The sequence below is a fragment of the Bacteroidota bacterium genome, assembly GCA_016714535.1.
Classification (GTDB): Bacteria; Bacteroidota; Bacteroidia; order AKYH767-A; family OLB10; genus JADKFV01.
Genome location: JADKDR010000009.1, coordinates 22940 through 36467 on the forward strand (window position 1 = coordinate 22940; position 13528 = coordinate 36467).

Genomic DNA, 13528 nt, shown 5'->3' on the forward strand with positions numbered 1-13528 from the left:
TCTGCTAAAACTGTCATTACATTATTTTAGCAAAATAATTTTTAGGCACGGCATTCAATACATCTTATTTATATATTTGATGCATCTATACTTTTAATCTCCATAAAAATATGAGCGAACAAAAAATTTTCAAGCCCTATATCTCGGCAACTGACAGTGTAGCTGAGTTTACTGTAAAGTCAATTTTATTAGGTTGCGTATTTGGTGTTTTGTTTGGCGCAGCTACAGTATACCTTGCACTAAAGGCAGGCCTTACAGTTAGCGCATCCATTCCAATTTCGGTATTAGCTATTTCGCTCGGTCGAAAATTTTTTCGTACCACCATTCTCGAAAATAATATTATTCAAACCACAGGTAGTGCAGGAGAATCTATTGCTGCAGGTGTGGTATTTACACTTCCCGGTTTTTTATTTTTAAGTAATACAGGAAATGGAAGTATAGGACTTCCTTATTTTAATTACCAAACTATTTTTGTGCTTGCTGCACTTGGAGGAATGCTCGGCACCATGATGATGATTCCTTTGCGTAGATCATTAATAGTGAAAGAACATGGAACACTGCCATATCCTGAAGGAACCGCATGTGCCAGTGTTCTTATTGCTGGCGAGAAGGGCGGAGATTTTGCACGCACTGCCTATTTAGGTCTTGCTGTAAGTTTGGTGTATGCAACCTTGCAAAAAGTATTTCATATCATTTGCGATGTTCCAGTTTACGTTACCGATCGTGCTTCCCGATATTTTCCTGCAGCGCGTATCGATTCAGAAATAACACCTGAATACCTTGGAGTAGGATATATAATTGGCCCTCGCATTGCTGCAGTGCTAGTTGCAGGAGGTGTGCTTAGTTCGTTTGTTCTTATTCCGTTGCTTGCTACCTTAGTGCCTGGCGAACTGATTTTTATGCAACTTACGAAACTTGGAATTAACCGGGCCAAGTTTGATTGGAATGCAACTAAAACCTTTGGCGATACCGCAGAAGCTATATATACCGTGCCTACACTACGTCAGATAGGTGCAGGGGCTGTAGCGGCAGGTGGATTTATTACATTAATAAAAACCATCCCTACCATAATTACATCTTTTAAAGAAAGTATTGGGTCGGTGAAGGCCGGAGCGGCAAAAGAAGTAGCACGCACCGAACGCGATATTAATTTAAAGGTAGTTTTGTTTGGTAGCTTAGCATTAATACTATTAATCATGTTACTTCCAATGATTCCAGGAGAAGGCATATTAAGTAAATTTCTTATCGGAGTGCTTGTAGTTATATTCGGAGCATTTTTTGTAACCGTGTCTTCGCGCATCGTAGGCATTATTGGTTCTTCCAATAATCCTATTTCAGGAATGACTATTGCCACAATCATGGCCACATGTCTTGTATTTATTGGAGTAGGGTGGAGTGGAAGTGTATATGAACCCATGGCACTTGTGGTAGGTGGAATGATTTGCATAGCGGCAGCCAATGCAGGAGCTACATCGCAAGATTTAAAAACAGGATATAATGGGATTGTGCCCTCGGTATCAGCAACTTGCATTATTTATTGGTGCCATTGTTTCTTCTTTAGTAATTGGTAGGACAGTAAATTTACTTGATACACCAACAGCTACTATGAAAGCTAACGGCATCATAAATACAAGTGGTTGGCACTTACAACGCCCGCAAGCAACATTAATAGCTCCTTTAATCAAAGGTATTCTGTCGTTTAACCTCGATTGGCAATTTGTAATAGTTGGTGCATGCCTTGCCCTTGTGTTAGAATTGTGCGGAATAAAATCGTTATCGTTTGCGGTAGGTGCCTATCTGCCACTGTCAACCACATTGCCCATTTTTGCCGGAGGCGCTTTAAAGGGTTTAGTAGATAAAGTGCAAGAGCGCAAAGGAGAAAAAAAGGAGGACGATGAACTAGGCAGAGGAAGTTTGTTTGCTACCGGCCTTGTTGCCGGAGGAGCCTTGGCAGGCGTGCTAGTTGCAATGCTTAATGTAAACGAATCGGTAGCAAAAAAGCTAGAATCAATTAGCGCTGCTTCCGGATTACAATCTATTTTAGGAGTAGGTGGCTATATGTGGCTTGGAGTGATTTTCTTTTTGGCCATGGCAGCAATTTTGTATCGTATAGCTACAACGGGCAAGCAATCCGATGTGACTCAGATGTAATTCTGAAAATAAGCTTTGATAGTTTCTGCTTAGCAAAATAGCCAATCGATTTGTTGGGCAATAGGTTGCCTTATTGTTATTTCTTTTTTTGAAATTATTGGTCTTGGTTATAGGGCTGCTATGATTGACAGGTAAGTCAATCTTCCATCTTTTGCAGAAAAATTAATACAAGAATAAATTTAATTTAATAAAAGCACTCAATATCTGTTTCACTTACTACTTTTGCATCCCGTGTTCTAAAAATTAAATCTGATGAATACGGTTAAATATATTTTTGTTACAGGAGGTGTTACCTCTTCACTTGGTAAAGGGATTATTAGTGCATCACTTGCCAAATTATTGCAAGCCCGAGGATATAGAGTTACGATCCAAAACTCGATCCATATATAAATGTAGACCCGGGCACACTCAATCCTTATGAACATGGAGAATGTTATGTGACTAATGATGGAGCCGAAACCGATTTGGATTTGGGACACTACGAGCGTTTTTTAAATACATCTACCTCTCAGGCCAATAATATAACTACAGGTCGAATTTATCAAACCGTTATTAACAAAGAGCGCGAGGGAGTATACCTTGGAAAAACGGTACAGGTAATTCCACATATTACCGATGAAATAAAATACCGGATAAAGCTGCTTGGCGAAACAGGAAATTATGATGTTATAATTACTGAAATAGGAGGAACCGTAGGTGACATTGAATCGTTGCCATACATTGAATCGGTTCGTCAGCTTATTTGGGAAATGCAAAGTAATTGCTGTGTGGTGCATCTTACGCTATTGCCTTACCTTGCAACTACCGGAGAGTTAAAAACAAAGCCTACCCAGCATTCTGTAAAAACATTGCTTGAACACGGTATACAACCTGATGTACTTGTGTGCCGCACCGAGCATGCCATGAATAATGACTTGCGCAGAAAGATTGCCTTATTTTGCAATGTAAATATCAATTCGGTGATAGAATCGATTGATGCTCCCACCATTTATGATGTACCACTACTGATGATGAAAGAGCAATTAGATAAGGTAGTGTTGTCCAAATTGAAATTGCCGCTTAAGCAAGAGCCAGAGATGGAAGTCTGGAAATCATTTTTGGGAAAACTTAAAAATCCGGTGAATGAAGTAAGAATTGGGCTGGTAGGGAAGTACATCGAATTAAAAGATGCCTATAAAAGTATAAGCGAAGCGCTTATACATGCCGGTGTTGCCAACGAAACCAAAGTAAATGTAGAGTGGATACATTCGGAAAAAATAAGCGAAGAAAATATAGGCGAAAAATTAAAAGGACTGAATGCCGTATTGGTAGCACCGGGATTCGGAAATCGTGGAATTGAGGGTAAGTTGATTGCGATAAGATATGTGAGAGAAAATAAAATTCCATTTTTGGGAATTTGCCTGGGTATGCAATGTGCTGTAATTGAGTTTGCGCGAAATGTATTAAAAATTGAAAATGCTAATTCAAGCGAAATGCATCTGGATTGCAAAGACCCGGTAATTGATATAATGGAATCGCAAAAAGACATAACGCGAAAAGGGGGCACCATGCGCCTTGGCGAGTACTCTTGCAATTTGCTCAAAGGCAGCAAGATTTCTTCGGTTTATAACAAACAAAAAATAAGCGAGAGACACCGGCATCGCTATGAGTTTAATAATGATTATCTTGAACGTTTTGAAGCAGCAGGAATAATTGCCAGTGGAATTCATCAGGGTGAAAAGGGAGATTTGGTGGAGATAATTGAATTAAAAAATCATCCTTTTTTTATTGGCGTGCAGTTTCATCCTGAATATAAGAGTACGGTAGAAACACCGCATCCTTTATTTGTAAAGTTTGTAAAGTCGGCACTCGAATATCGATTACATAAATAGATTTATTGCATCAAGTTGGGTCCGTTGCTTTTCTATTTTATGGTGGTTAGATTTTATCAATTCTAAAATTGGTTTTGTAAAAATTTACCTATGCGCTATATCGCACTAGCCAATTACGTAGTAGCGCAACCCTTAATGCACTTATTAGAGTTTCAATAAAGGTGCCATTTTGCTTAAGCATGCTAGTCTTGTTTAAATTAACATTGCTTCATGCGTAATTGTCGCAACAAAAAAATAAATATTACATTTCGCACACTAAAAAACCACCTCTAATTTAATGAATAAAATGAAAAAAACTCTTGTATACTTATTTGCATTAGTTATTCAATTCGCTAATCCTGCAAATGCTCAAGTTGCCGCATTACCTTATGTTCCTGGGCTTGATTCTTTCAATGTTTTTTCGGGAATAACGGTTGATTACAATATGGCTGATGATGTTGTGTTTTCAAACATTCCTATCGGATTTGATTTCTACTATGGCGGAGCGCTTCACCAAAAAATGTCCATTAGCACCAATGGATTTATTGAGCTTGACACTACGTCTTCAAGCTTTTGGATTAATATTTTAAGCGGTGTACGTAATAATATTATCGCTCCATTTGGTGCTGATTTAAGAAATAGTGGCTCAAACTCAAGTTTACAGTATACCGTTACCGGAACAGCACCCAATCGTATTTGCATTATTCAATGGTTGCACTATACCTATTTTGCCGGACAGGCAGATATCAATTTTCAGATAAAATTATACGAAACCAGCAACTGTATAAAGTTTGTTTATGGCACAACCACGCTACTTACAAATCCACTTAATACGCAAATCGGATTACGTGGCAGCAATAACCTTGATTTTCTTGTGCTAGGTGATACCGTTTGTTCATGGGCAAATGCATTTCCATATCCACTTATCACCACACTTTTTCCTGTAAGTTTAAATTGCAGTATGCCATCCGGCTTTGCCTTTAATTTTGGATCTTGCAATGGAGGCAATGCCAATTTCGGGTTTCTTGACGGTTCCATATTTATTGATGATAACGGCAATGGATTTTTAGATAATAACGAAAGTCCGATTGCAAATAAAATTGTGAATATGCAGCCGGGCAATTATTTTGTAAGCTCCAATACGCAAGGCAACTATACTTTTTTCTTTGTTGACTCAACACTTACTTATAGCTTAAGCACTGCTCCAATATTATATTGGAATCAAACCACATTGCCAACTGTGCTTACCTGTAACCCAGCTTCGCAATCAACAAAGGATCTTGATTTTGGTTTCCAACCTATTCCAAATATACATGAAGTATCAGTGTATTGCCCAAACTGGAATGCCAAGCCCGGTCAGCCGGAGCCTATGCCTATAAGTTATCATAACAATGGTACTGCTGTTGAGAGCGATACTATTGTTTTAGAAATGGATTCGTTGTATTCATTTATCAGCGCAACACCGGCACCCCTCTTGGTAAATGGTAAAACCATCACCTGGGTCTACTCTAATTTGCAGCCTGGTCAATCTGGAAGTATTATGTTGTATCTGCTTCCTGATTCCAACGCAGTTATGGGCAATTATCTTGACTCTAAACTTACCATAGGACCGGTTGCAAATGATACAGTGCCTGCAAACAATCTGGTTGCATTGCATCAGTTAATTGCCAATTCATGGGATCCCAATGATAAGTTAGCCGAGCCAGCAGGCATTATTAAGGCTGGCGATAAGATTAATTACACTATTCGCTTTCAAAATACCGGAACTGCCTCTGCCGACAATGTAACCATTCTTGATACCCTTGATGCTAATTTGGATTTACTTTCATTTAAGTTGTTAGGTGCTTCCCATTCGGTTAATTTTACAATGGAAGGAAATGGAATTGCCCGTTTCACTTTTTATAACATTCAATTGCCTGATAGTGGCACCGACCTTGCCGGTAGTAATGGTGCTGTATGGTTTTCGATTAATGCCAAGGCTAATTTGCTTCCACTAACGATAATTAATAATACCGCAGGAATTTATTTCGATTTTAATCCGGCAGTTATTACCAATACAACAGCAGATACTATTGCAAATATATTATCGGTTGGCGATGTTGATGGAACAAGCAAGTTTGCAATTGCACTGCCCAACCCTGCCTCTAACCTGATTATTTTTAATTCCAATGATGGCAGTTCAATTCAAGCGGTAAGCATTTACAACACGGTTGGACAATTATGCCTTGATCAGCAAATTGCATCACCCAACAGTCCGGTAAATATCTCGCAACTATCCAATGGTACCTATGTTGCAAAAATTGTCACCGACAAAGACTTTTATCAAGTCAAGTTTATTAAACAGTAAGCTTTAGCTTATTTAATTCTATAGTTGATTGTTGCATCAGCAATCGCATTAACAAATAAGCCGGAATTTATTCCGGCTTTTTTGTTTCGTAAAAATATAAAATCCATTAGATACGCTCTACTATCAACCAAGCAGCATATATACCTACCGGTACACTAATCATATAGCAAAGCACCTTGTCAGAATTTTTTAAATTTGAAGTGATTTTATAATAGATAGACATTAGGGTTAAGCAAATAGCCAACACTACAATTTGACCAATCTCAATGCCTAAATTAAATGGCAATAAGGTTGTAAACCAATTAATCTGCATGCCGGTAAACAATTCTTTGAGATGACCGCTAAAGCCCATGCCATGCACCAAGCCAAAGCAAAGACTTGTAAATATACGCAACTGCTTAGCTTTGCTAAGCAATATGTTTTCAAGACAAGCAAGCAATATGGTGGCCGCAATAGCTATTTCAACCCAATTAGAAGGAATTGATAAAATATTGAGGGCGCTAAAGACCAATGTCATACTATGCGCTATTGTAAACATGGTAACTACCAACAGTAATTGTTTCCATTCATGATAACGATAGATAGCTACCAGTGCCAGTAAAAACAAGATATGATCCAATGCATCGGCAGATAATATATGAGTAGCGCCTTGCTGAAAAAAGGTTTGAAACATAAACGAAATATTTATTACTTTTTAACAAACATCTTTCTGATATTTGATTTAGCGCTTACCAATTTTAAGGTGTACATTCCTTTTGAAAACTTACTTATGTCAATAGTAGAAAGAGAAGAACGGTTTTCATAGACCAATCTTCCAGCATAATCAAAAATTGCAATTGAATAACCTGAAACAGGTGTACCACTTAGTGTTATATACTCCTGAGCAGGATTAGGACTCATAATTAGTTCGTTCTTGTCAACCGATTGCAGGCCAATGCTTATCACATTTTTACAGATAGATGTATCGGTGCAACCATTTTGAGTAACTGATACGGCATAGCTTCCATTAACAGTGGCAGTATACGTAGCGCTTGTTGCATTTGGAATTATGGCAAACCCATTATTGCAATCAAGCCATTGATAGGTGGCATTTGGTGTTAGGCAAGTAAGGTTTGCACCAACCTGACTTACTACTATTTGAATAAGATTTTGTGAAAGCGAAAGTACAAACATCGAATCGCAGTTGCCATTAGCTGCACTGACTGCATACACACCCGGTACTGCATACGAAATTCCATTATAGATGTATGCCTGACCGGCACAACCTGTGTCAACTATAAGTCCAAAGTTTTGAGAAACGCCATCAACAAAATTTGAATTGCTACCTGTAAGTGCAAACCCTGTTATATCGGAGTTTAATTTGTTTGCCGAAAAGTCTAAGGCCGAAAAGATACTCGTATTGTTTCCAGCGGGCTCACCATCATTTAGACTATAATAAAGTTCGAGTGATGGATGGTTAAGGTCAAGAGCATTGGATGCATAAAGGCATTGCGCATCGGCTGCAGTAAGAGCGCTTGACCACAAGGCTACATCATCAATCTTTCCATCGGTAAAAAATTGTGTATTTTGAAAAGGCAGCATTCCCATATACAGTGGATCAGATGTGCTTATAAATGAACCACTAGCGTTTGCAGTTCCAGAAAAGATTCCGTTGTGATACAGGCTGATTGCAGTACCATCATATACAAATAAAAAATGTTGCCAGGTGTTCAATTGCAATCCGGTAAATACAATATCGCTTGCAATGCCATTATCACCTCTATAGCGTGCTTCCACATCGGTGGCTGACAACTGCAAAATATAAAAGTCGCAGTTGATATTATTTCTAAATCCGGCAAAGCCATCGAAATTAGGAAATGCAGGTGCGGTGTTTCGGGGATACACCCAAAATGACATACTCACAGCCTGACTAGATAAAACCAATTGCGAAGCATTTGGTGCAGCGCAGTAGTCATTTGTGCCATCAAAGTCCAGGCTGCTATGATACTGAGCCGATAAGGTACGAGCATTATAAAATATCATAGCGCATAGCACAAGTTTTAGTAATTGTGATTTCATCCTTTTAATTATTTTCAGCTAAACTATTTATTTTTTAATCGGCTTATAATATTTCAAAGCCTGAGGCATATATGCCTTCATAGTTGCCATGCGCTTAGCATCACTTGGATGCGTGCTTAAAAACTCAGGTGGCTTTTGACCTCCGGTTGCACTCATACGCGACCACATTTCGGGGGCTACGCGAGGGTCATAGCCCGCCATTGCCATAAATACCATTCCGAGTTTGTCAGCTTCAGTTTCGTGTAAACGCGAAAAGGGCAATATGGCTCCAACCGAGACTCCCATACCAAATGCCTGTTGAGCCAATACTCTTGTTTGCTGATTTTTTTGCGAAAGCGCAACATCTAAAGCTACACCACCAACTTGTGCTGCCAGTCCTTGACTTACTCGTTCATTACCATGGCGGGCTACTGCATGCGCAACCTCATGTCCCATAACAAAGGCAAGCGAGGTTTCATCTTTCGTAATAGGTAAGAGGCCTGTAAAAACAACTATTTTTCCACCAGGCATACAAAAAGCATTCACCGCTTTGTCTTCTACAAGATTGTATTCCCATTGGTAACCTTTAATACGGTCGCTGAGTTTGTTTTGTGCCATAAATAATTTTACCGCATTCGAAATCTTAGTGCCCACCGAATTAACCATTTTGGCATCGGCATTTTTTGGATCAACTACTTTGGCTTGCGACAAAAACTCTTTATACTCACTCAAACTTAGTTGTGTAATCTGCGATTCAGGTATTAGGTTCATTTGTTTGCGATTGGTAATAGGCACTTTGCTGCATGACGTTAGCAACAGGGCAACAACTAAAATTTTCCAGCTCTGTTTCATTTTATCTTTTTATTAAATTAATTTTCTATTTTTCAGTATGCGATGTGTAGCTTTAAACCACAACGGAGGAATCAAAACATAGTATATCATTTGAGCATATCCTCCTGGCAGTACTGGCGAATTTTCATATGACATTAATGTATGATAGGGCTTGGAAGCATAATAATGATGATCGGCATGCCTGCTCAAGTCAATAAGAAAAAAACGACTTATTACCTTATCGCTTTGCCAAGAATGTATCTCTCGTACGCGTTCATTTTCGTTCCTTATGAGTCCGTAGTGTTCAATATAGTTAACATACTCTAAAAGGAAGTTAGCTATCAGCACATGAAATAAAAAGGCAAGCGCACCGAGCGGAGAAATAGCAAAGTATACAGTAACTGTTAGAGCAAGAATTCCAACTATGGATATAAATACATAATTAGAAAGCATAGATGCTTTCTCCTTTTCAATCCGTTTGTTTTCAAGTTTAATGGAACTTTTTATTTGACCAATACAACTGCGTATAAAAAAACGGTAAATCGTTTCGTTTAATACAGATGTTGCAGGGTCCTTTTCTGTACCAACGTACTTATGATGCACCCTGAGGTGATCAACATAGAAGTAGCAGTTGCCAGCAGTAAAAAGTAAGTACTTGCCAAGCGTTTGCATAAAAGCGTTGGGACGGTGGATTAATTCGTGAGCAATGATAATGGCTGATGTGCTGCTGTGAATGCCTAACGAAAATGCACCTAGCATTAGTTGCATCGGGGTGTTGTCATAAAATTTCAAACTATAAAAGAAAGAAACAATACATGCCGTTTGCATCAATACATGCGTGTATAAAATCAAATCCGGTAACTTATCTTCTTTATCGCATTTATTCGATTTGTCTTCAGAGGTAAAAAATTCAAGCAGGGCCAGCACCACAAAAGAAAAAAAAGTATTCATACCCATATACCAGCCGCCAGCCAGGTTGCCAGTAACCACCACCATGCCAGGTGTTAAACTAAGTAAATATTTTGCGTTGCGCATGTTACTGCTTTATCAGTTTAATTAGATCATCGTACACTACCGGGTCTGCAGGTCGTTTTGCATTAAAGTCTACTACTTCTCCTTTTTTATTCATAATCATATAACGAGGTATGCTATTGATTTTAAAATAGCGACAGATTTCCGAATTCCAGTCACCAGGAACAATTCCGTTTTTTCCCTCTAACCCATTTTGCTTAACAGCATTGCGCCATGTTTCCTCATTGCTATCAATGGATATATACAAAAACTCAATTTCCTTCAATTCCTTTTTCGAAAACTTCTCATGTAAGGCTTTGCTAAATGGAAATTGCTGCCGGCAGGGCCCGCACCAGCTAGCCCAAAAATCAATATAAACTACTTTGCCTTTAAAATCTTCAAGCGTAAAATAATTTTCGTCAAGGTCTTTAATACGCGGTCCGCTTCCTGCTGGTTTATCAGTTGCGGTCTTTTTCGAAGCCACCGTCTTATCTTCTTTTTCTAGCATACGTGCATTCATCTGTACCCTAATGCAATTGGTCAATTCAGTGTTTTTGTAATTACCTTCTAGTTTAGTGAAAACCTGCTTTACCACTGACGGTGATATGCGCTTGTATTCATCACTCAGGTATTTGGCAATGTACCAATTGAGGGTTTTGTCTTTTAGATGGATAAATGCAAACGCACATTTTCGCTCACAAGAAACCGAATAGTCGGTGAACTTATTAAAGTTATTAAGCTTGGATGTTTGATAGGTAACATAATAGTGAACAAAATTGCGATACTGATCAATGTTTAATAATTCATCGTGCTGTGCGGTAGCATCAGAAATATTTTCGATCATAATATCAGGCAATGGTGATACCTGTAGTACTTCCTTATTGGCATTTGCAACTAAAATTGGGTATGATTGTAACTGATACAAGTAATTATAAGTAATAATACTTTTTATCAGGGTTTTAAAATTTTCGGAACAAGAACTAAATAAACTGTCGGTGGTAATAAAGCCGTTTTGCAATTTTCGCTGCTTATAAATTTCGATTTCAAATGCATCTATTGGATTCTCTAAAGCAGCATTCCGAATAAGTGTGTCGGAGTACGATTTAGCGAATTTATTTTTAAAATTTCTAAAAGATACATTTTCTGAAGCAAGGTCACCACTAAATGCGATGGATTTATGCAACGAATCGGTTCCTATTTGAAGTTGTAAATCTTTTCCAGGCTCTACATAAATTTCTGTTGTTTGATTGTCGAAATTAAAATTTACGAAACGGGGCTCGTTCACCGAAAATTTAATGATAGCCTCCCGCTCATGTAGGGGCGATGAAATAAATACAGGATTGCCAATGTAATTATGATCAATAGACACACTGCAACTATCCGAAAGGTCGAGTACAAAAGAGCACTGTAAGGTAACCTGTTGAGCATTTAGATTTAGCATTGCTGAACTAAAACAAAGTGCTGCGAAAATTATTTTTTTCATTTCTAGATTTGATAAAGCCATAGAGTGCAAACTTAATGCTAAATTACTTAAAGTTATTAGTTTGCCTAACAAGTATACATAATCATAAAGTAATATTGGCTAAATATTGGCTTAATAGACCTCCCTTATTTTTGCGTTAAAAATAAAATGATAATTCAAGCAACAAATACAATTACTCCAATCTGCAGTTGCACCAGATGCGGCAGCTTTGGACAGCCAATCGAGCTTTCAGTTTCGCAGAAGGTGGTCAATGCAATTACGCTAAACCTAATTAAACTTTCACGCTTTTACTGCCCATATTGTGCTAAAACTTTTGTAAAGGCCAGGTTAAATCCGCTATAGTTTGCCTTTGCAATGCAAGATGAGTAACTTTATTTTGCTAAAGCACTTAGCACATCGTACTTGGTAATGATATAGGTAGCATCGGTTTTAAAATCCTTTACCAGTATAGCAGTGTTATTGTTCAATATCATTTCTGATAAGGTTTCTATTCCGGTACTGATATCAGCAAACGGAAATGCCGGTTCCATTATATTCTTGATGGGTTGATTTTTAATATCAGGATTTTTTACAAGCTCACTCATCAAATGATTTTCGTTTATAGAACCCACTATACGTTTGTTTTCGGTTACAGGTATATGCGAATAGTCATTTTTGGTAATAATCTCAATAGCCTTACTTACAAGTTCACTAGATTCAAGCATAATTAAATCCTGCTTGCGGTTTCCGGTAAGATCTTTGGCGGTCATTCCTTTTATATCAAGGTATCCTTTGCTACGCATCCAATCATCGTTGAATATTTTGGCAATGTATCGTGAACCATGATCGTGAAAAATTACTACCACTACATCGGTTGGTTTTAATTGATCTTTTAACTGTAATAAACCTGCCACTGCACTGCCTGCGCTATTGCCAACCCAAATGGCTTCTTTGCTTACGAGGTCGCGGGTCATTAGCGCTGCTTCCTTATCGGTTACCTTTTCAAAGTGATCAATGACAGAAAAATCGTAGTTCTTCGGAATAAAATCTTCGCCAATACCTTCGGTTACATATGGATAGATTTCATTTTTATCAAGTTCTCCGGTTTCGTGATATTTCTTTAATGCACTTCCATACGTATCAACCGCCCAAATTTTTATGGCAGGATTTTTTTCTTTCAAAAACTTTCCTGTCCCCGTAATGGTGCCACCAGTGCCGGCACCCACTATCAAATGGGTAATGGTTCCATCGGTTTGATCCCATATTTCGGGACCTGTTTGTTCGTAATGTGCTTGCCTGTTAGAGAGGTTGTCGTATTGATTTGGATAAAAGGAATTTGGGATTTCTTTATTTAATCTTGCCGCAACACTATAATAGGAGCGAGGATCTTCGGGCTCTACATTAGTAGGACATACAATTACATCGGCACCGAATGCTTTTAAGGCATCAACTTTTTCCTTTGATTGCTTATCTGTTGTTGTAAATATGCATTTATAGCCCTTCACTATTCCGGCAATGGCAAGGCCCATGCCTGTGTTGCCGCTTGTGCCTTCTATAATTGTACCTCCAGGTTTAAGTTTTCCGGCCTTTTCGGCATCTTCAATCATCTTAACCGCCATGCGATCTTTAATAGAATTTCCGGGATTAAATGTTTCTACCTTGGCATAAACGGTACATGGTAAAGATGCGGTAACTTTGTTTAAACGAACAAGCGGTGTATTGCCAATGGCTTCAAGGATATTATTACAAACTTTCATATATAATTAGTGCCTTTATTATTTGAGGCGCAAAAGTAAATTAATTATTGAAGTGTCTGTTTAAGTGGTCGAAAAATGTTGT

Annotated in this window: 7 protein-coding genes and 2 pseudogenes; 3 read left to right on the forward strand and 6 right to left on the reverse strand. The window is 38.2% G+C overall.

Annotated elements, in window-relative coordinates:
* The first annotated feature begins 110 nt into the window (after positions 1-110).
* The 3 genes and pseudogenes from IPO27_12695 to IPO27_12705 all read left to right on the forward strand — a co-directional run bounded on the left by IPO27_12695 (position 111) and on the right by IPO27_12705 (position 6348).
* A pseudogene (locus tag IPO27_12695) lies at positions 111-2151 on the forward strand (oligopeptide transporter, OPT family).
* A gap of 252 nt (positions 2152-2403) precedes the next feature.
* A pseudogene (locus IPO27_12700) lies at positions 2404-4022 on the forward strand (CTP synthase).
* A 286-nt stretch (positions 4023-4308) separates the two neighbouring features.
* Positions 4309-6348 (forward strand): T9SS type A sorting domain-containing protein, encoded by a 2040-nt coding sequence (locus IPO27_12705; protein ID MBK8847346.1) that lies wholly within the window; start codon positions 4309-4311, stop codon positions 6346-6348.
* Between the two features lie 106 nt (positions 6349-6454).
* Here the strand turns inward: IPO27_12705 and IPO27_12710 are convergent, their stop codons facing one another.
* From IPO27_12710 to IPO27_12735, 6 genes are all read right to left on the reverse strand, one after another.
* Positions 6455-7021 (reverse strand): HupE/UreJ family protein, encoded by a 567-nt coding sequence (locus tag IPO27_12710; protein ID MBK8847347.1) that lies wholly within the window; start codon positions 7019-7021, stop codon positions 6455-6457.
* 14 nt (positions 7022-7035) lie between these two features.
* Positions 7036-8406, reverse strand: a complete 1371-nt coding sequence (locus IPO27_12715) for a T9SS type A sorting domain-containing protein (protein ID MBK8847348.1) — start codon at positions 8404-8406, stop codon at positions 7036-7038.
* 27 nt (positions 8407-8433) lie between these two features.
* On the reverse strand, positions 8434-9237 hold the full coding sequence (locus tag IPO27_12720) for a M48 family metallopeptidase (protein MBK8847349.1): 804 nt from the start codon (positions 9235-9237) through the stop codon (positions 8434-8436).
* 12 nt (positions 9238-9249) lie between these two features.
* Positions 9250-10251, reverse strand: a complete 1002-nt coding sequence (locus tag IPO27_12725) for an alkane 1-monooxygenase (GenBank protein ID MBK8847350.1) — start codon at positions 10249-10251, stop codon at positions 9250-9252.
* Position 10252: 1 nt separating this feature from the next.
* The gene (locus tag IPO27_12730) at positions 10253-11710 is read right to left on the reverse strand and encodes a TlpA family protein disulfide reductase (protein MBK8847351.1); all 1458 of its coding nucleotides are present in this window, start codon (positions 11708-11710) and stop codon (positions 10253-10255) included.
* A gap of 371 nt (positions 11711-12081) precedes the next feature.
* Positions 12082-13446, reverse strand: a complete 1365-nt coding sequence (locus tag IPO27_12735) for a pyridoxal-phosphate dependent enzyme (protein ID MBK8847352.1) — start codon at positions 13444-13446, stop codon at positions 12082-12084.
* Positions 13447-13528: the final 82 nt, after the last annotated feature.